This is a genomic window from uncultured Campylobacter sp., from assembly GCF_938039205.1.
Lineage (GTDB): Bacteria > Campylobacterota > Campylobacteria > Campylobacterales > Campylobacteraceae > Campylobacter_A.
The window spans coordinates 18,276-38,083 of the sequence record NZ_CALHVM010000006.1 but is presented as its reverse complement, the minus strand read 5'-3'; the positions used below and the strand labels follow the sequence as shown (position 1 = coordinate 38,083).

The following is a 19,808-nucleotide window of genomic DNA, read 5'->3' as shown; positions in this document are numbered from 1 at the left end:
AGCCTAGCTTTGAGGTGGGCGAATTTGATAAATTTGACGGCACGGACGCGCTAAATTTAGACGAGGCTACGGGTGTAAATTTGAAAGCCGGCAAAAATAGTGCGGAAGCGGAAACTAAAAATTTACGCGAGGCAAATTTGACGGACGCTGTCGAAACCGCGTGTAAAAAGGCCTGTAACGGCGAGCGAAATTTAAACCCAAACGGCGCAAAAATAGAGCTCGTCGGCGAAATCTACGTTGGACGCGGCGCGCTAAAGCTAAAAAGCTTTTTGGCGGCTTGTCCGCTAGAAGTCAAAGGCAAAAATGCCCTAGATGTGGGCTCAAGCACGGGCGGTTTCGTGCAAATTTTACTTCAAAACGGCGCCAAAAGCATTACTGCGCTAGATGTGGGCAGCTCGCAGCTGGATAAAAGCCTGCGAACTGATGCGCGCGTGAAAGTGGCTGAGAATACCGACGTGCGCGAGTTTGCGGCTGGGTTTCAAAGCTCGCTCTCGGACGGCAAATTTGATGGTGTGGGGCAAAATTTAAAAAACCAAATCGAGCCAAATTTTAATCCCGGCAAATTAAATTTTGCCGAGCAAGACGGATTTTTAAGCGAGCCATGCGAACCGGCTTTTGCGCCGTCAAATTTAACGCAGGCTGGAGCCAGGACGGACGAGTCAAATTTGACTGACGTAGATTCCGCAGCAAAAAACCAAAACGCCAAATTTGACTCCCACGCCGCCAAAAACGTCGCACACAAATTTGATCTCATCACCTGCGACGTGAGCTTTATCTCACTTAAAGAAATTTTGCCCTCCATCGACGCGCTAGCAGGCAAAAACTGCGATATTATCCTGCTTTTTAAGCCGCAGTTTGAGGTCGGCAGGAGCGCCAAGCGAAATAAAAAAGGCGTCGTGACGGACGCAAAGGCCGTGCGCGAGGCGAGGGCTAAATTTGAGCTTGCGGCGGCAAATTTGGGCTGGATAATGCGCCAAATGCTCGAATGCGAGGTAAAAGGAAAGGAAGGAAATGCCGAATTTTTCTACGCTTTTAACAAAAGATAATATCACTGCCGTCGCGATCGGGCACTTTGACGGCGTGCATCGCGGACACAAGCAGCTTTTAAAGCAGCTGGGCGAGTACGGCGGACTAGTCGTGATCGACAAAAACAAAGCCAACATCACGCCAAAGCTAAAGCGCGCCGAGTACTCGAGCTACCCGTGTTTTTTGTATGATTTTGACAGCATAAAAGGGCTTGGCGGCGATGAGTTTATCGCGCTTTTGAAGCGAGATTTTAAAAATCTGCAAAAAATCGTCGTTGGATTTGATTTTCGTTTCGGGCGAAACAGGGCGTGGGACAAACATGATTTGCGGCGTATTTTTGACGGCGAGGTGGTCGTCGTAGACGAGGTTTGCTTTGACGGCATGGGCGTGCACAGCTCAGCCATACGCGAATATATCAAACAAGGCGAGATCTACAAGGCAAACCGCCTGCTAGGCCGCGAATACTCGATCGAAGGCTGCGTGATAAAGGGGCAGGGTATCGGATCGCGCGAGCTCGTACCGACGCTAAATTTGGACATCAAAAGCTACCTTTTGCCGCGCGAGGGCGTCTATGCGACGAGGACTCGCATCGGCTATAAAACCTACGGCTCGGTTACCTTTATCGGCAACCGCGTGAGTACGGATGGTAGCTTTAGCGTCGAGACGCACTTGCTAAACGAAAATATCGAGGGCGCCCGCGACGTTGCGGTTTGCTTTATCAAGCGACTGCGCGACAACCGCAAATTTGAAAGTCTAGAGGAGCTAAAAGGGCAAATTGGGACCGACATCAAGCAGGCGATGGAGTTCGTCGGCGTGTGCGATCTCTACGTCGTTGGCGATGGTGTACCTCAAAGGAGCGAGCCGTGAAAGACGAAATCTTTAAAGAACCGATAAAAAAACAGTTTGAATTTGACGCGAGCGTGGCGTCGGTGTTTGACGATATGATCGGGCGTTCGGTGCCGTATTATGCGGCTTCGCAAAAGCTGATCGCCGATTTTTTAGCTCAAATTTTACCCCACGGCGCAAGCGCGATAGATCTTGGCTGCTCGACCGCCTCGACGCTGCTGGCTCTTTGGCGCAAGAGAAACGATCTAGCGCTAAAAGGCGTGGATAACGCGCCTGCGATGCTGCAAAACGCGCGCGCCAAAATTGAGGCGTACGGCGCTAGGATCGAGCTTGAGCTAGCGGACATTTTGGAGTGCGAATTTGACGCCCGCGACGCCGTTTTGATGAACTACACGCTGCAGTTTATCCGTCCGCCCAAGCGTCAGGATTTCGTAGCTAAAATTTACCGCGCGCTAAATGACGGTGGCGTGTTTGTTTTTAGCGAGAAGCTTATATTTGAGGATAAGACGCTGAGTAAAAATATGATCGAAATTTACGAAAAATACAAGCTCGAGCAGGGCTACTCTCGCTACGAGATTGCGCAAAAACGCGAGGCGCTAGAAAACGTGCTCATACCATACACCGAAGCGGAAAATAGAAATTTGGCGCTTAGCGCTGGATTTAAAAACGTAGAATGCATTTTTAGGTGGGCGAATTTTGCGACGTTTGTCGCGTTTAAATAATAAATTTAGCGGCTCGTCTCGTGAGCACTTTTGAAAGAGATTTGAAAATTTTAATCTACGACAGGCTACATGCCTAGTCTTGATTAAAATTTTCTGCACAACTTTCAAAATCATCTCACGATACTTCGCCTTATCGTTTTGTATTCAAATTTGAAGTCAAATTTACAAATTTCGGCTTCAAATTTGAGTCGCCGAGACCCGCACCTTGAAAATGCTAAAATTTAAAGCTCTATACAAAGAAATCAAAGCTGTACCCTCAAATTTAACTAATCCAAATTTAGCGTCTTAAAGGCGCAAGTCTCGGCGGGTAAAATTTAAAAATTAAGTCGCATGAAAAATACGATTTTCGCTTCGCTTGTAAAAAATATATAAATTTTACCTTAAGAAATATTTTTCTAAGGCTAAAGTGTGTAAAATAGTCGCAATTTTTCCAAAAAGCTCGTAAAAAGAGTGAGATTTATACGCAAAATGCGGATTTTGAGAGTAAAATCAGAAAAATTCTTTGAAAGGAAGTTAAATGAAAACTACATCTTTGGCATTAGCCGGGTTGCTTTTCGCGTCTGCGCTGGGCGCAAAGGAGTTCGTATCTATCGGTACCGGAGCGATGACGGGCACGTATTATCCAGTCGGCGGAGCGATATGTCGCCTTGTAAATAAAGACCCGCAAATGAAATGTTCGGTGCAATCAACCGGCGGCTCAGTCTATAACGTAAATAACGTGCTAAAAAAAGAGCTAAATTTCGGCTTCGTCCAAAGTGACGTGGTTTATGATAAATTTAACGGCGTAGGCAAATTTGACGGAAACGGCGATCAAAATCTGCGCGCGGTCGTCTCGATCTACCCTGAACTTCTCGCATTCGTCGTCTCAAAATCAAGCGGCATCGGCTCGATAAACGACCTTGAGGGCAAAGCGATCAACGTCGGTAACCCTGGCAGCGGCAATGAAATGACCGCGCTTGGCGTGTTTAAGGCATTTGGCTTTGACGAGAAAAAGCTAAAACATCACGGCGTTTTAACTGCTGGCGAATGCCCGCACGCGCTAAAAGATAAGAAAATCGACGGCTACTTCTACATGGTCGGCCACCCGACGGCCAACATCACCGACGCGGCAAACTCGCTACCTATCGACATCGTGAACATCGAGGGCGAGCAGGTCGATAAGATGATAGCTGCGATGCCGTATTTTGCCAAAGGCACGATACCAAAAGGCACCTATGAGGGCGTGGATCACGACGTAAAAAGTATCGGCGTTAAAGCCGTACTAGTAACCGACAAGGGCATGAGCGACACTGCGGTGGCCGCGGTCGTAAAGGCTATCTTGGATAACTTCGACGAGTATAAGAGCCTGCACCCCGCACTCGCATCGGTTACCAAAGAGAGCCTAGTAGAGGGGCTTTCTGCACCTTTGCACCCGGCTGCTGAGGCTGAGTTTAAAAAAGCCGGCATAATAAAATAAACCAGCTTAGCCGCGTGGGTTAAATTTGACCTGCGCGGCTTGCTTTTTAAATTTAAAGGCTTGTTTTTAGTTTTTGAGGATTTAAAATTTGACGCTTTACTAGCTTGTTTTTGGGCGGTGAGTTTACTTTAGCCGTATCAAGCGTCAAATTTTAGATTTGGCTCATGCGCGAATTTTCGGCTGATTTTTTGCCGCTTGCAAAACCAGCATCTTTATGGCGCAAGGTTAAATTTGTAAGCAAATTTTGAGGCGCAGGAAAAGCCGGTCAAATTTAAAAATAAAGCCCGATTTTACGGGCAAAATCGCCAAATTTTATAAAAAGAAAATTTAAGAGGTTAAGAGCAAATATGGATAAAAATCTAAACGAAACACGAATAAATACCGAGTCGACGCAGGAAAAGGAGGAGTTCGTCGAGGTAAAGACGCGCGAGATAAACTCGAACTTTTATGTATATTTCACGAGCATTATCTGCTTTGCATGGTCGGTTTTTCAGCTTTATATCGCGTATTTTCCAATGAACACGACGATGTCGCGCTCGGCGCACCTTGCGTTTGCTATTTGTCTGCTGTTTTTGCTCTATCCGCTTAAAATTCATAAAAAAGCCCACTCCAGCCTACCGTTTTACGACATCGCGCTCTGTGTTGTGGGCACGCTAGCCGCGCTCTATCCGCTCATAGAGTTTTACGCTCTAGCGCAGCGCCCAGGAGACTACACGAGCTTTGATATAGCCGTATCCTGTGTCGCCGTTGTCGTGCTGTTTGAGGCGGGTCGCAGGATAATCGGTCCAGCGCTTCCTATTATCGCGGCGATATTTTTAGCGTATGATTATTTCGGTCAGTATATGCCCGACATCATCGCGCACCAGGGCGCTAGCCTAAACAAGCTCGCCGGCCACATGTACCTTACGACCGAGGGCGTTTTTGGCGTGCCGCTTGGCGTTAGCGTGAGTTTCATTTATCTTTTTGTCTTGTTCGGTTCGCTTTTGGAGCGCGCCGGAGCGGGGCAGTACTTTATAAATTTAGCCTTTGCGCTGCTGGGCAAATTCCGCGGCGGACCGGCGAAGGCCTCGGTTATCGCGTCAGGACTAACCGGCATGGTGAGCGGCAGCTCCACGGCAAACGTCGTTACAGTTGGAACATTTACGATCCCGTTGATGAAAAAGGCGGGGCTAACTAGTACCAAGGCAGGCGCGATCGAGGTGGCTGCGGGCGTAAATGGTCAGCTGATGCCGCCTATCATGGGCGCGGCGGCCTTTATCATCGCCGAGTTTTTGGGTCTTAGTTACACAAACGTCATGATAGCGGCTGTGATTCCGGCATTTGTGTGCTATTTGTCGCTGTTTTTCATCGTGCACCTTGAGAGTTGTAAGCTAGGGCTAAAAGGCATGGAACAGGGTGCCAGCATATCTAAGCTTAAGATTTTCGTGAGCGGTCTGCACTATCTTATCCCGATTTTGGTTTTGCTCTATACATTGTTAATTGCAAACGAATCTCCGATCTCAGCAGCTTTTAACGCTATTTGCGTGCTGTTTTTGATTATCCTTTTTCAGGAACCCGTTAAAAAAATGGCTCACGGCGAGGACGTCGGCAAAGAGGACTTTATCATCGGCTTTGCGGATATATTTTGGGCGATGGTAACGGCGGCTAAAAGCATGACTACGATCGCTATAGCTACGGGTCTAGCGGGCATTATCGTGGGCTCTATCTCGCTAACTGGAGTCGGACAAGTGCTATCTGAAGTCGTGGAAAATTTAGCCGGCAACAACATCGTGCTCATCCTATTTCTCACTGCGATAATGTCGCTGATACTAGGCATGGGCTTGCCGACGACGGCAAACTATATCGTCGTTAGCTCGCTAGTCGCGCCTGTGATTTTGTTTTTGGCGCACAAAAACGGCTTTCTTATTCCTGCTATCGCCGTGCATCTTTTCGTCTTTTACTTTGGTATCCTAGCAGACGATACGCCTCCGGTCGGTATCGCGGCATACGCTGCGGCTGGTATCGCTAAAGCAAATCCCGTAACCGTGGGCGTGCAAGGCTTTTTCTATGACCTGCGTACGACTATTTTGCCGTTTTCTTTCGTGTTTAACAACAAGCTGCTTTTGATAGAGAGCGTAAACTCGGCCAATCCAAACGACGCTAAAGGCATAGTGTGGATAACAAATCCGCTCGAGATGGCGCTGATTTTCGGTACGGCTCTAGTTGGTATGTTTGCCTTTTCTTCGGCGCTTCAGGGGTATTTCGTTAAACGCGTAAGCATGCTAGAGCGCGCATTACTTTTGTGCGTAGTGCCGCTAACTTTGGTGCCTAATATGTGCGCCAAGTACATCCCGTTTATCCCAAACGAATACATTTCTTACGCGATCGGCGTTTCGCTTTACGCGGCGTTATTTGCATTTCAATGGATACAAAATAAAGCGGAGAAGAGGGTTGGCGTAGGCGCTTAAGCCTGCGCTTTCTCGGCCTGTTGATTACTCTCTCGTAAATTTTAAAAGCTTTCGTTTTGGAAGTAGTGTATAGAAAAGATAAATTTGGGTTAAATTTAACCGTCAAATTTAACCCGAGTAAGAAAAATTAAAGTCTTTTTGAGCGTTTTAGATCGCTTGCAAATTGGCATCCGAGGCTATCGCCTATCTTGCATGCTTTTTCAAAGAGCGCATATGCCTCTTTAAATTTTTTCTCCTCTAGCAGATACGATCCCGCAGTCGCGCATGAAAAGCCGTCGCCAAGCTCGCAACCCTTATTTAGCAGTGCACGCGCCTTTTCTTTGTCGCTTGATACGTATATCCCGCCGGCACCCGAGCAGGCCTCTTTAGAGCCTAGTTCGCAGCCTTTTTCGTATAGCTCAAGTGCTTTTTTGGTGTCAGGCAGGATATCCTTGCCCAGCTGATAAAGCGCGCCTAGTTTTGCGCAGGCTAGACCGTTGTTCGCGTCGCAGGCAGCTGCAAATTTCTCGCGAGCCGTTACAAATTTAGAGCCCTCGTAGGCCTTTACGCCGTCCTCAAAATCGCCGCCCAGAGCAAAAACCGCGGCAACTAGCATTAGAAGTTTTTTCATTATCTCCCTTTAAATTAAAAATATTCTATTTTAGCATATTTAAAATTATTTTTTGTTTAGCCGTTGTTCTCGCGTTTTAAAATCAGGCATTAGCCCTGCGATAAAGCCATAAAAGCTTTTTTGATGGTGGGGGTAGATGAGATGGGTTAGCTCGTGAAGCACGACGTATTCGACTAGTTCTGGGGCTTTTTCGATCAAATTTAGACTTAAATTTATATAGCCTTTGCGCGAGTTGCAGCTACCCCAGCGAGTGGTCATTTTGCGAACGACGACGCGGTTTATCTTGCGGTTTACAGCTGGAGCGAATTTAGCTATAAAATGCCCGTAAATGCGCCTTGCAAAAGCTTTTTTGTGGTTTTCTAGCGCAGCTAAACTCGCAGCGTAAATTTCGCCGTCAAATTTGCGTTCGTCCGAGCTTTTAAATTTGGCTTCGTCAAGGTGCTGGTTAAATTCGCTAGCGTCAAATTTAGCGCCGTAAAGGTGCGGGCCTAGCCCGCCCGAGCTCAAATTTAAACCGTCAAAAGCTCCCGAGCCGCTTGCAAACCTTATCAAATTTACGCCCTTTAAATTCGGCTCAAATTTGATGCGATAAACCTCGCCCAGTAGTCTAAACTCGTCCTCGCGCGGTAAATTTGATAGCGTCTTTTCGTGAGCCGATTTTAGCCAGTCGTAGTTTTTTTGCACAAACTCTAGCGCATATTTTTGCGCGGCGTAAAAGGGCAGTGAGACTGAGATCTCGCCGGTTTTAGCGACTTTTAGTCTAGTTGTTTTGACGCCTTTTTTAAAATTTAGCGCGACGTCAAATTCGCCGCATTTTACGCAAACGGTTTTTACACGAGGCGTTTTGATTGCCATTTTCTGCTTCTCCAGCGCCAGGTATTTACGAGTCCGCGCAGCCACTCGTCGGCGGTAAATCCAATCCAAACGCCGATGATCCCCATGCCCTGCACGATGCCTAGATAGTATCCTAGCGGCAAGCTCACGCCCCACATAAACACGGCGCCCGTCATCAGTGGAAATTTAGCATCCCCGCTCGCGCGCAGAGCATTTACGATTACGATGTTAAACGTTCGTCCCGTCTCAAGCACGATAGAAAGCGTAAAAAGCGGTAGCATGACGACCTTTAGCTCCTCGGTCAAATTTAACCGCTCCATGATCTCAAATTTGCAAAAATACGCCGCCAAAACGACCGCGAGAGTCGCGATAAAGCCGATGCGAAGCGCGCGGAAAGTGCGCGAGTAGGCCTCGTCAAATCTCATCGCGCCGACTAGGTGGCCGACGATGACTTCGTTTGCCACGCTGATACTGGCTCCGCAAAGAAGGATAAGAAGCGTGATCTGAAAGTAGATGGTCTGCACGTTTAAGCTGGCCTCGCCCATGCTCGCTACAAAGCCAAAAGCCACCATATACTGCGCCATCCAGAGTAAATTTTCGCCCGCGCTCGGAAGTCCGACGGATAAAATTTTACGCAAAATGGCAAACGGCAGGCTAAATAGGCGTTTAAAGAAAATATTAACTTTCGCGTAGCGTGTCAGTATCAAAAATAGCACGATAACGCCCACTAGTCGTCCGACAACGGTCGAAACCGCGACGCCGTAGAGGCCGTAGTTTGGTAGTCCCAGCCAGCCAAAAAGTGCGATGGCGTTACCGCAAAGGGTGATGACGTTCATGAGCAGCGAAACTAGCATGACGGCGGTGGCGAAGTTGTAAACGCGAAGCACGGCTGCAAGCACCATGCCGATACCGTCAAAGGCTAGCGCGATACCGAGCATATGCAAGTAGCCAAAGCTCTGGGCACGAAGCTGCTCGGGGACGTTTAAAAGCTCTAAAATCTCAAAACCGAAAAAGTAAATAAAAACCGCGCTGCCAAGGCCGATGATCGTGTTAAACGTGATGCTAGCGTGTATGACGCGTTTGGCTAGGTTGTGATTTCGCGCGCCTAGAGCCTGAGCGACCACGACTGAGCAGCCCACGCTAAGGAAGCTAAAAATGGTCATAAAAAGATCCATTATCTGGTTGCCAGCACCCATGGCGCCGACTAGATGGACGCTGACCTTAGTCACCATATATGTGTTTATGATGAGCGTCACGAAGTGCAAAAACATATCCAAAAATATCGGTATAGTGAGCTTTTTGAGCGATAAATTCATAAATTCTCTTTTGTAACGTGGATTTTAGATAACGCGCGATTATACCCAAATATAAATTTAAAGCGTTTTAAGGCGAAGCGGCGTATTTTATGGGCGAGCGGGGCATAATCTTTTTATTAGCTTAATCAAGTATAATTGAGAAAATTTAATCTAAACGGATATCAAATGCACAAAACAAATTTTACGTCACGCTGGGCGTTTATCATCGCTTGCGTGGGCTCGGCTATCGGTATGGCCAACGTCTGGGGGTTTCCTTATAAGGTCGGTACGAACGGCGGCGGCGCGTTTTTGCTCGTTTATCTGTTTTTTATCGCGATATTTTCCTACGTGGGGCTTTCTGCTGAGTACGCTATCGGCAGGCGCGCCAAAACCGGCACGCTAGGCTCATACGAATATGCGTGGAAGAGTCGAAACTGGGGCACGTTCGGTAAAATTTTAGGCTGGATACCGCTAGCTGGCTCGATGTGTATCGCTATCGGCTACGCTGTCATCATCGCATACGTTTTAAAGGCGCTATTTCAGGCGATCACAGGCTCGCTGATGACGGTGGATACGAACACTTGGTTTGAGTCCTTTGCGCTTTCGTCCTATTCTGTCGTGCCGTTTCACTTTATCGTCGTTGCAGGTACGCTGTTTACGCTATTTTTCGGCGCACACAGCATCGAAAAGACAAATAAAATCATGATGCCGCTATTTTTCGTGCTATTTTTTATTTTAGCGATTAGAGTGGCGTTTTTAGACGGGGCGTTTGGCGGGTATAAATTCGTCTTTCACAGCGACTGGGGCAAGCTAGCCGATCCGATGGTATGGGTAGCGGCGATGGGTCAGGCCTTTTTCTCGCTATCTATCACGGGCTCCGGTATGATCGTCTACGGCGCGTATCTATCAAAGGACGAGGACGTCGTAGATAGCGCGCAAAAGACGGCGATCTTTGATACGATCGCGGCGATGACGGCGGCGCTTGTTATGCTGCCTGCGGTATTTGCTTACGGCATGGATCCTGCGGCTGGGCCCGGGTTACTTTTTGTAACGCTACCTAAAATTTTACAAGACATGCCCGGCGGTCAAATTTTCGCGATTATTTTATTTACGGCGGTGATTTTTGGCGGCGTGACCTCGCTACAAAATATGTTCGAAGCTGTCGCCGAGTCGATAATGCACAAATTTCCTAGCCTAAAGCGCGGCGTCGTGCTGATAGCGCTTTGCATAATATGCTTTGGTATCGGCGTAAATATGGAAGCCATAACTAGCTGGGGACCGTGGATGGACTTCGTATCGATCTATATCATCCCTATCGGCGCGGTGATCGGCGCGGTGTCGTGGTTTTGGGTCATAAAAAAAGAAGAGATCATGGATGAGATTAACACGGGCGCTGCAAAAAAGCAAGGCGCGTTTTGGTATTTTACGGGCAGATATATCTACGTGCCGATGGCGCTTACGCTTTGTGTCATCGCGCTTAGCATGCATATATCGTTTTAAAGGGGAAGATAGTGGAAAAATATACATTTTCGGATTTAGCGTATGATGTTTTAAATAATAGCCGTGAGCCGCTTAAGTCTCAAGAAATTTGGCAAAAAGCAGTTGAATTAGGTTTTGATAAGAAGCTGAATTCTGGCGGTATAACACCTAAGGATAGTTTGGCTGCACTGCTTTATACTAATGTAAAAAAACAAGATTCAAAATTTATTGCACTTTCTCGTCAGCCGACGAGATTTGGACTAAAGGGGCGTAAATATCAAGAAATTGCAGAATCAAAAAAAGAAATTGATTCGGAAAATTGTGTAGCATTGGAGCAAAAGGTAAAAAAAGAGAAATTTAAAGAACGAGATTTACATCCTTTGCTTGTAAAATTCTTGCTTGAAAGCCCATTGTTTGATGTATATGCTAAAACTATCTATCACGAAAAAAGCATCAAGGAAAAGGGTGGTCAAAATGAATGGTTACATCCAGATGTAGTTGGTGTTCATTTTGGTTTTAATGATTTTGCGAAAACCTCTTTTGACCTACTCAAAAAACTAAATGTTATAAATCATAAACTTTATTCTTTTGAAATTAAAATTTCACTTGATTGGTCAAATCTCAAATCATCGTATTTTCAAGCTGTTTCAAACTCAAGCTGGGCTAATGAAGGATATTTGGTAGTATTTGATTTTGATGAAAATGATGAGATCATGCAAGAGCTAAGAAGACTAAATGCAAATTTTGGCATAGGACTTATAAAGCTCGACACTGAGATTTTAAGCTCAAAAATTTTAATTGCATCAAAACAAAGGCAAATTGATAGTGTTACACTTGATATTTTGACGGAAAAAAATCCAAATTTTAAAGAATTTTTGAACGACATTGTTAAAGATATTCAGATAAACGAAGTTGGCGGCAAGATTGCTGGGGATTATGATAATGTGTTTGATGATGAAAAAATACAAAAATATATAAAAGATAAAAAAATGGACACTAATGGCATTAGTTGATTTAATCGACGTTAGTAAAAAATTCGGTCCGAATGAAATTTTAAACAAAGTAAGCCTCAGCGTAAACGAGCGCGAGCGCATCGCAATCATCGGTAAAAACGGTAGCGGCAAAAGTACACTGATGAAGCTAGTAGCGGGCTCGCTAGAGCCTGATAGCGGCAGGCGTATCCTGCAAGGCGGCGTAAAAGTAGAAATGCTCGCGCAAAATCCCAAATTTGACGATGCAGCGACGGTAAAAGACGCGCTAAATTTAGAACTAAAAGAGATATTTGATGCGCGCGACGAGTATGCGGCGGTACTAGAAGCGCTCGGCCGCGATCCGCACAACAAAGAACTAAACGCGAGGCAAGACGAACTAATCAAATTTATCGAGGCGAAAGACGGCTGGCAGATCGAGCGCAAGATCGAGCGCGTACTGGAGGAGTTTAAGCTAAAAGAGTACGAAAACCGCGCTGTCGCAAGCCTTAGCGGAGGCGAGATACGCCGCGTGGCTCTGGGCGCTTTGATCCTTAAAAAGCCCGATATTTTGCTACTTGACGAGCCTACGAACCACCTTGACGTCTATATGGTGAGATTTTTAGAGGATATGCTAAAAAGCTCGCGCCAGACGATAGTTTTCATCTCGCACGATCGCTACTTTATCGACGCGCTGGCAACTAGAAGCATCGAGATCGAGGAAGGCGCGTTGGCGTCGTTTGACGGCGGTTATGCAAACTATCTAGCTAAAAAAGAGGAAATTTTAGCCAGCCTAGCTAAATCTCACGAAACTTTGCTAAAACAGCTAAAAGCCGAGGAGGAGTGGCTACGCAGAGGCGTCAAAGCACGTCTAAAACGCAATGAAGGGCGCAAAGAGCGAGTGCTAGCCATGCGCGAGGAGGCGAAGAAAAACCCGGGCGTGATACGCCGCGTTAGGCTCGAGCTTGAGCGCGCGAGTAAAAATTTTAACCAAACGCAAAGCGTAAACCGCAAAAAGATGCTATTTGAGATCAAGCAATTAAGCAAAAATATCGGCGGCAAGCAGCTTTTTTCGGGTTTTAACGCGCGGGTTTTGCAAGGCGAGCGTATCGCGATAGTCGGGCGAAACGGTAGCGGCAAAAGCACTCTTATTAAAATTTTACTCGGGTTTGAAAAGCCTAGCAGCGGCGAGATCAAGCGAGGCGAAGTGCGCGTGGGGTACTTTGATCAGTCCAGAAGCGCGCTGGATGACGATAAAAGCCTCATCGAGACCTTTTGCCCAAACGGCGGCGATCACGTCATGGTGCGTGGGCGTAATATGCACGTTTATGGCTACCTTAAAAATTTCCTATTTCCTAAAGAATTCCTCGATAAACCCATCGGCGTGCTAAGCGGCGGCGAGAAAAACCGCGTTGCGCTGGCTCTGCTTTTTAGCAAGGAGTACGACGTGCTCGTACTAGATGAGCCGACAAATGACCTGGATATCGCAACTATCAACATCCTTGAAGACTACCTGCAAAGCTTTGAGGGCGCTATAATCATCGTGAGTCACGACCGCTACTTCGTCGATAAGATCGCGCACAAACTCTGGGCCTTTGAGGGCACGCAAATAGAGGTGCTACATCAAGAGTACAGCGTCTATCTCGAGCTAGAAGACGAATTAGCCGAGCTTGGTAAATTTGAAGCAAGCCTAGCAAGCGAAGCCGAGCAAGCGCAAAAGCAAAAGAGCAAAACCGGCGCAAAGTTAAGCTACAAGCAAACGCAAATTTTATCCTCGCACCCAGAGAAAATCGCCGCGCTGGAAGCTAAGATAAAAGAGCTAAACGCCGGCCTTAGCGATCCTAAAATCTATCAACAAATCGGCCTAACCGTGCTTTATAACGACCTAGAAGCGGCAAAAGGCGAGCTTGAAACGTTAGAGAACGAATACTTTGAAGTCTTAGAAATCGCCGAAAATTTGGAGCAAATTTGAAAAAATTAACTAAAACGGGCAGAGTTAGCGCTCTAAATTTACGTACGATTAAGCGAGACGAGTTCATCGGCGCTAGTTTTGAGCTGGACGGGATTAAATTTAGCGGCGTTTTTTCGGCGGATTTTAGTCTGGAACAGGGCGATCTCGTGCGCGTAGAGTACGAAAGAGACGGCTTTATAAATAGAATAACCCTGCTTGAAACCCTAGCTAAAAATAGCGAAAACAGGAGCAAGACGGCAAAAATTATAAACATTGCGGTTTTTATCTCGCTGACGCTTCTTGCCCTTTGTATCGCGGGCGGAGTGATTTTTTCTTTGATTACGGGCAGATTTGAGATTCGCGATTTTACCGATATTATTCGGCTTATTTGTATTTGCTTCCTTGTTTGGTCGCTAGCTTACCATGCGATAGGAAAATTTAAAATTTTGAGGCATTTTGCGTAAAATTTGAGTTCGATAAACATCAGAGCTTCTAAAAATAGGCGGCACTTTGAAAGATAAAAAATTTATACTACGTTTATGTCGCTAGCTACGAGGAGGAGAATGATTTTACCCAGATAGGTAACAGCGAATTTTACGTTACGCCGCAGGGTAAAATTTACGCGCTCATCCCAAGCGGAGGCAAATTTGAGCTAAAGGGCGTGCGGGCGGATAAATTTAGGGTTTTCGCGTCTGAGGGTTACCGCGGCCGAAACGTCGGCATGGGCGAAAACGCCGTCTACTGCGGCAATCTCGCTATGACCAGGCTAGAGCCATCTCGTGCTAGGGCGATTGGCAACGGATATTTCACGGACGGCGAGATTAGTTATTTTTGTAGCGACGTAGGCGAGAGGAACTACGAGCTAGGCGGCTTTACCGAGATGGTTCAAACTATGGCGTACGCGATATTTGGTGCTGATAAACCGCAAAGCTATATTTATAAAACCGAGCGCGTTTCAAGCGCAAATTTAGCCCCTATTTTAGATTTTGGATTTGTGGCGGAAAAAGCGGCTTTGGGCGGCGAAGGCGGCAGGGTGTATTTTGAGGGTAAGCAGCTAGAGAGCGCAGATGCTATGGCGCTAAGATACGTGCTAGACGCGCGTGGACGAACTAGCGATTTTTACGTTACGGACGGGCGAAATGTCTATTTTAAAAGCTCGCGTCTTGCGGTAAAATTTACGGCAGAGCTGCACGAGGCGGCGTATTTTGGTGGCGTGCACTATCTTTTAGAGCCCGCTAGTGGCGCGGTTTATGCGGACGAGCACGAGTTTGCACCCAAATTTGCGCCTTATTCGCTACCCTTTGGCGTCTCCGGCGCGCACGCCTATCATCTACTTTTTCGCGGCAAGGGCGGGATTTACTTTTGGCAGCGTCATAGCGGCGGCGAAAGCGGCGAGCTAAAACGCGCGGGAGACGATCCTTTTGCGGGTGAAATTTCGCCACTTGCGGGTAGCGTTTTTATTAGCGGCGCTCACACTTATTTTGTGCAAAGCCGCGAAATATGGCACAGAAATAAGAGCGGCAGGCATTTGGGCTCGCGCCACACGGAGCTTTTTAGGCTTAAAACGAGCGAGCAATGGCGCAAAATAGGGCTCGTGCGTAACGGCGTATACGGCGCGGTTTACGCAAACGGCGATAAAATTTACTATTTTGACGCGCTTGGGACGAGGCAGCTCATAGACTCTAGCGTCTACGAGATCGCAGATACTGCCGTCATAGAGATCCTGACGCGGCCGTATGATCCGCGCGGCAAAAATCCGAGCAGCGAGGATATCCACAAGATGATAAAAGATGGGCGGCTCGTACCGGCGCAAGGCGAGCTGGTTTTTGAGGCGGTTACTAGTTATGACGGCGAGGAGAGGTATTATCTTTGGATATTTTTAGGTGTTGCGATTTTGGCGGCGATCGCGGGCAAAGCCTATGAGTATAAAAGCCGCGCAAAAGCGGTAGAAAACGAAGTCGCGACAAAACCTCGAGGCAAAGTAAAATTTAGACGTTAAATTTGCTTAAAACGCTCAAATTTGACGCTGTGCTCGCCGCTAGCAAATTTTAATCAAATTTTCGCTAAAATCGGGTCAAATTTAAAAGGAGTGCAAATGAAACTGGGAAATTTTTCCGCAAACTCAAGCCTAAGCAATCAATACCTAGAACAAGCTCAAAATAACAGCGCAAAAGCCCTAAATAACATCTCCGCACAGCGTGCTCTAAGCGGTATCGACAGCGCAAATCTTGCTATCGCAGACTCGCTTCGCTCCCAAAGCTCCACGCTAGAGCAGGGCGTCGCAAATGCAAACGATGCCATCGGTATCCTGCAGATCGCAGACTCCACGCTAGCAAATATCACGCAAAGCGCCGACCGTATCGGCGAGCTCTCAGTGAGATATAACGGCGGCATCCTAAACTCCGACCAGCAAAAGATGATAAAAAGCGAAGCGGATGCACTCGTGGGCGCTATGAGAGAGAGCACGCAGCAGGCGAGTTTTAACGGTAAAAACGTATTTGGCGGGCAGATGAGCTTCCTAACCGGTAACGGCTCGGCGAGCGTAAATTTAAACGCGCCTGATTTTAGCGGTATTGACGTGAGTAGCGGCGATAGCGTGAGTAAATTTATCGGTAGCGTAAACGCTCTGCGAGGTGAGATCGGCGCGGCGCAAAACGGCATTATCTCGGGCATCAACGCGAGTCTAACCAAAAACGTCGCACTAAGACAAAGCGAGTCGCAGCTGCAAAATAACGACATCGCTAAAAATATAAGCGCATTTAAGCAAAACGTCCTGCAAGCAAACGCCGCGATCCTCGCTCAAGCGCACAATACCGCAAGTTTGCAAAGCCAGTTTAACAGGCTTTTGGGTTAAATTTAACTGCTTTTATCTTTTAGCCGCTATGCTCCTTGGCGGCTAAAATGCTTTTGTTTTTACTCCGATTTTAACAACAAAGTTGCCGTAAAATTTATCCTCTTAAAACCCTTAAAACCCATAAAAGGCATTTGGAAAGAGTTATTACAATTCTAAAATTTACGCCAAATTTATCTTGTATTTTTCTTCTTTTTGAAATATAATACTTATAAAATTTATTTTAAAGGATAGGGGATGAAAATCTCAAATTTAATGTTGGTTTGTATGTCCGTATTAATGCTTGGCGGTTGCGGCGTGCCTATGTTTTCGCCAAAGCCACTTGATGCAAGCGCTCGCGGAATAACCGAGGTTCGCGATACGCCGTATAACTGTAGGGTTTTGGGCGAGGCTGAAGGTAGCGACGACGCGACTGGATACGCCGCAGCGACTTTGGAGCAGGTAAGAAAAGGTGCACTCAATGACCTAAGAAACGAAGCCGTCGCCGTCGTGGGTACCGGTAAACGCATAACTCTTTACGTTTTGAGTGAGCAGGCGCTTTGCTACGGCGAGCTAGGTAGACTAGTTGGGTGTCCGCAAAACGCTGTTTACGTAAATAGCTACCGCGTGCGTGCACAGATATTTGACTGCGGCGAGAAGTAGAATTTAAACTAAATTCAATAAAAAGGTAAAATTTAGAGCGTTAGTCTTTCTGAATTTTACCTAAACCCTCCACATTAGCTTTGCTAGGATTATCATTATGACGCACAAAACAAGGGCGATGATGTGCGAGTATTTGCCGAAGGGATCGGGTTTTTTAAGCTTATAGACATAAAAGAGCGATATCGCCGTGATTAGGCACATTAACCCCAGCACGCCGATCTTGGTCGCGAGTAAAATTTGAAATGAGCTACCGAGCCATCCGTTCTCGCCGCCAAAATAATCCTTTGCCATATAAACGCCGCTGATGATCAGCAGTAAAAACGCAGTGCCAAAAACCTTTGCGCTGCCTTTGGTGTAGGCCTTTTTGACGCGAGCGAGCGTATCCTCGTCTACGTGCTTTTTTGCAAACGGAAATATACAAACATCGAAAAATACGTAACCGACGAAGGCGACGGCACTCAAAATATGAACGATCAGGAAAAATAGATACATTTAGGACCTTTTTTGTTTGATTATATTTAAATCGGTAGTCCAAACTGATGATTTTGGTTAAGGATTGTGCTGAAAATGGTCAAATTTAATCTACTGGCAGAGCGGCAAATTTGCAAAAACAAGCGGGTCAAAAACTACTTGAAGTCAAATTTGGATTGGGTAAATTTGAGATAACGAATTTAGAGATTTATGAAAATCCGCCCGTCAAATTTAACGGGCGGAGTAAATTTAAGGGCGCGCAAAAACGCCAAAATCTTAAATTTGGGTTTAAAACCCTTGCCTAAACAAGGGTTAAATTTTACTCGACTTCGGCGTCGATGACGTCGTCGTCTTTTTTCTTGCCGCCGTTTGCTTGCTCGCCCGCGGCGCCGTCTTTTTTATACATCGCTTCGGCTAGCTTATGGCTGGCTTCGCTTAGAGTTTTGACCTTCGCGTCGATCTGCTCTTTGCTAGCGTTTTCGTCTTTTAGCGTCTCTTTTAGCTCGTCCAGCGCCTTTTGGATGCGCTCTTTGTCCTCGGCCGGGATTTTCTCGCCTAGCTCATCAAGGCTCTTTTGCGTCTGGTGCGCGAGTGCGTCGGCTTGGTTGCGCGCTTCGACTGCGTCTTTGCGCTTTTTGTCGTCCTCTTTGTGTAGCTCGGCGTCTTTTACCATGTTGTTGATCTCGTCTTCGCTTAGACCGCTTGAGCCTGAGATCGTGATATTTTGGGCTTTGCCGGTAGCCTTGTCTTTAGCGGAGACCGTTAGGATGCCGTTGGCGTCGATATCAAACTCGACCTCGATCTGAGGCACGCCACGAGGAGCAGCAGGGATACCCTCTAGGTTAAACTGACCTAAAGACTTGTTGTCGCGGGCAAATTCGCGCTCGCCTTGGAGTACGTGGATCGTGACGGCGCTTTGGTTATCCTCGGCAGTTGAAAATACCTGATTTTTCTTGACCGGGATAGTCGTGCCCTTTTCGATGATTTTTGTCATCACACCGCCTAGAGTCTCGATGCCTAGGCTTAGCGGAGTGACGTCTAGGAGTAACACGTCCTTCACGTCGCCTTTGATAACCGCGCCTTGGATCGCCGCGCCGATAGCTACGACTTCGTCCGGATTTACGCTTTTATTTAGCTCTTTGCCAAACGCCTTTTTGACCTCTTCTTGAACTAAAGGCACGCGCGTCGAACCGCCCACCATGACGATTTCTTTGACTTCTGATTTGCTTAGGCCGGCGTCTTTTACGACCTCGTTTATCTTGGTGATCGTTTGAGCGACTAGGTCCTCGATCATACCTTCAAATTTCGCTCTGGTTAGCGTTTTTGTGAGGTGTTTTGGACCCGTAGCGTCGGCTGTGATGAACGGTAAATTTATCGTCGTTTCTTGAGCCGAGCTTAGCTCTTTTTTAGCTGTTTCGGCAGCCTCTTTTAGGCGCTGCATAGCCATCACGTCGGTTTTTAGATCGATACCCGAGTCGCTTTTAAATTCGCTCGTTAGCCAGTCAATTAGGCGGTTATCGAAATCATCGCCGCCTAGAAACGCGTTACCGCCGGTAGCTAAAACCTCGACCACGTTATCGCCGGTTTCTAGTACGGTAACGTCAAACGTACCGCCGCCTAGATCGTAAACCATGATCTTTTCGGACTCTTTTTTATCTAGACCGTAAGCAAGAGCTGCCGCGGTAGGTTCGTTTATGATACGAAGCACGTTTAGTCCAGCGATCGTGCCGGCCTCTTTAGTTGCTTTTCTTTGGCTGTCGTTAAAGTAAGCAGGCACCGTGATGACGGCGTCTACGACCGTTTCGCCCAGATAGCTTTCCGCATCCTCTTTTAGCTTCATTAGCACTTTGGCCGAGATTTCTTGCGGAGTGTAGACTTTGCCCGCGATCTCTATAGCGCACGCACCGTTTCTATCTACGACGTGGTACGGCAACCTAGCTTTAGCTTCCTGCGCGTTTTTCTCGTTGCTCATTAGGCCCATTATTCTTTTGATAGAGTATATGGTTTTTTCAGGATTGGTTACGGCTTGGCGTTTTGCGCTGTCGCCTACTAAAATTTCGCCCTTATCTGTAAACGCTACGACCGAAGGGGTCGTGTTTTTACCCTCTTTGTTCGGGATTACTTTGCTCTCGCCGCGCTCATACACGCTCACGCATGAATTCGTCGTTCCTAGGTCTATGCCTATTACTTTTGCCATTGTTTATCCTTTT

The 19,808-nt window shown here is 46.9% G+C and carries 17 protein-coding genes and 1 pseudogene; 13 read left to right on the top strand and 5 right to left on the bottom strand.

The features are described 5' to 3' along the window. Positions 1 to 200 precede the first annotated feature (200 nt). The 5 genes and pseudogenes from Q0394_RS00880 to Q0394_RS00860 form a co-directional block, all read left to right on the top strand. Positions 201 to 1,046: pseudogene (locus tag Q0394_RS00880) on the top strand (SAM-dependent methyltransferase); the annotation flags it as partial. Beyond that, the gene (locus tag Q0394_RS00875) at positions 1,012 to 1,893 is read left to right on the top strand and encodes a bifunctional riboflavin kinase/FAD synthetase (protein WP_298945031.1); all 882 of its coding nucleotides are present in this window, start codon (positions 1,012 to 1,014) and stop codon (positions 1,891 to 1,893) included. The pseudogene Q0394_RS00880 and the gene Q0394_RS00875, both read left to right, overlap by 35 nt. Further along, entirely contained in the window at positions 1,890 to 2,594 is a 705-nt protein-coding gene (gene cmoA, locus Q0394_RS00870) for a carboxy-S-adenosyl-L-methionine synthase CmoA (protein ID WP_298945029.1), read from the top strand. Before Q0394_RS00875 ends, cmoA begins: the two co-directional genes overlap by 4 nt. A 517-nt stretch (positions 2,595 to 3,111) precedes the next feature. After that, positions 3,112 to 4,050 (top strand): TAXI family TRAP transporter solute-binding subunit, encoded by a 939-nt coding sequence (locus Q0394_RS00865; RefSeq protein ID WP_185897803.1) that lies wholly within the window; start codon positions 3,112 to 3,114, stop codon positions 4,048 to 4,050. Positions 4,051 to 4,397: 347 nt separating this feature from the next. After that, on the top strand, positions 4,398 to 6,497 hold the full coding sequence (locus tag Q0394_RS00860) for a TRAP transporter permease (RefSeq protein WP_298945027.1): 2,100 nt from the start codon (positions 4,398 to 4,400) through the stop codon (positions 6,495 to 6,497). A 127-nt stretch (positions 6,498 to 6,624) separates the two neighbouring features. On the opposite strand, the gene Q0394_RS00855 is transcribed toward Q0394_RS00860, so the two are convergent. The 3 genes from Q0394_RS00855 to Q0394_RS00845 are packed head-to-tail and all read right to left on the bottom strand — an operon-like array spanning position 6,625 to position 9,257. After that, on the bottom strand, positions 6,625 to 7,107 hold the full coding sequence (locus Q0394_RS00855) for a tetratricopeptide repeat protein (protein WP_298945025.1): 483 nt from the start codon (positions 7,105 to 7,107) through the stop codon (positions 6,625 to 6,627). 45 nt (positions 7,108 to 7,152) lie between these two features. After that, entirely contained in the window at positions 7,153 to 7,962 is an 810-nt protein-coding gene (locus tag Q0394_RS00850) for a SprT family zinc-dependent metalloprotease (protein ID WP_298945023.1), read from the bottom strand. Beyond that, positions 7,938 to 9,257, bottom strand: coding sequence for an MATE family efflux transporter (locus Q0394_RS00845; protein WP_298945021.1), 1,320 nt, complete (start codon positions 9,255 to 9,257; stop codon positions 7,938 to 7,940). Before Q0394_RS00845 ends, Q0394_RS00850 begins: the two co-directional genes overlap by 25 nt. A gap of 165 nt (positions 9,258 to 9,422) precedes the next feature. Here Q0394_RS00845 and Q0394_RS00840 point away from each other — a divergent pair, with 165 nt between their 5' ends. The 7 genes from Q0394_RS00840 (at position 9,423) to Q0394_RS00810 (ending at position 17,127) form a co-directional block, all read left to right on the top strand. Next, positions 9,423 to 10,736 (top strand): sodium-dependent transporter, encoded by a 1,314-nt coding sequence (locus Q0394_RS00840; RefSeq protein ID WP_298945019.1) that lies wholly within the window; start codon positions 9,423 to 9,425, stop codon positions 10,734 to 10,736. An 11-nt stretch (positions 10,737 to 10,747) separates the two neighbouring features. Then, the gene (locus tag Q0394_RS00835) at positions 10,748 to 11,728 is read left to right on the top strand and encodes an HTH domain-containing protein (RefSeq protein ID WP_298945016.1); all 981 of its coding nucleotides are present in this window, start codon (positions 10,748 to 10,750) and stop codon (positions 11,726 to 11,728) included. Further along, a complete protein-coding gene (gene abc-f, locus Q0394_RS00830; RefSeq protein ID WP_298945014.1) occupies positions 11,715 to 13,655 on the top strand; it encodes a ribosomal protection-like ABC-F family protein in 1,941 nt (646 codons plus the stop codon). The genes Q0394_RS00835 and abc-f overlap by 14 nt, the downstream gene beginning before the upstream one ends. After that, the gene (locus Q0394_RS00825; protein ID WP_298945012.1) at positions 13,652 to 14,098 is read left to right on the top strand and encodes a hypothetical protein; all 447 of its coding nucleotides are present in this window, start codon (positions 13,652 to 13,654) and stop codon (positions 14,096 to 14,098) included. The genes abc-f and Q0394_RS00825 overlap by 4 nt, the downstream gene beginning before the upstream one ends. Positions 14,099 to 14,151: 53 nt before the next feature. After that, positions 14,152 to 15,633, top strand: coding sequence for a DKNYY domain-containing protein (locus tag Q0394_RS00820; protein WP_366115498.1), 1,482 nt, complete (start codon positions 14,152 to 14,154; stop codon positions 15,631 to 15,633). A 96-nt stretch (positions 15,634 to 15,729) separates the two neighbouring features. After that, positions 15,730 to 16,488 carry a flagellin gene (locus Q0394_RS00815; RefSeq protein WP_298945010.1) on the top strand — a complete coding sequence of 253 codons (759 nt, stop codon included), beginning with the start codon at positions 15,730 to 15,732 and terminating at the stop codon, positions 16,486 to 16,488. 234 nt (positions 16,489 to 16,722) lie between these two features. Next, complete coding sequence (locus Q0394_RS00810) at positions 16,723 to 17,127, top strand: hypothetical protein (RefSeq protein ID WP_298945008.1); 405 nt, start codon at positions 16,723 to 16,725, stop codon at positions 17,125 to 17,127. A gap of 60 nt (positions 17,128 to 17,187) precedes the next feature. On the opposite strand, the gene Q0394_RS00805 is transcribed toward Q0394_RS00810, so the two are convergent. Continuing rightward, on the bottom strand, positions 17,188 to 17,619 hold the full coding sequence (locus tag Q0394_RS00805; protein WP_298945006.1) for a trehalose-6-phosphate synthase: 432 nt from the start codon (positions 17,617 to 17,619) through the stop codon (positions 17,188 to 17,190). Between the two features lie 110 nt (positions 17,620 to 17,729). On the opposite strand from Q0394_RS00805, the gene Q0394_RS00800 reads away from it, so the two are divergent. Further along, positions 17,730 to 17,903 (top strand): hypothetical protein, encoded by a 174-nt coding sequence (locus Q0394_RS00800; protein ID WP_298945004.1) that lies wholly within the window; start codon positions 17,730 to 17,732, stop codon positions 17,901 to 17,903. 14 nt (positions 17,904 to 17,917) lie between these two features. Here the strand turns inward: Q0394_RS00800 and dnaK are convergent, their stop codons facing one another. After that, a complete protein-coding gene (gene dnaK, locus Q0394_RS00795; protein ID WP_298945002.1) occupies positions 17,918 to 19,795 on the bottom strand; it encodes a molecular chaperone DnaK in 1,878 nt (625 codons plus the stop codon). Positions 19,796 to 19,808 lie beyond the last annotated feature (13 nt).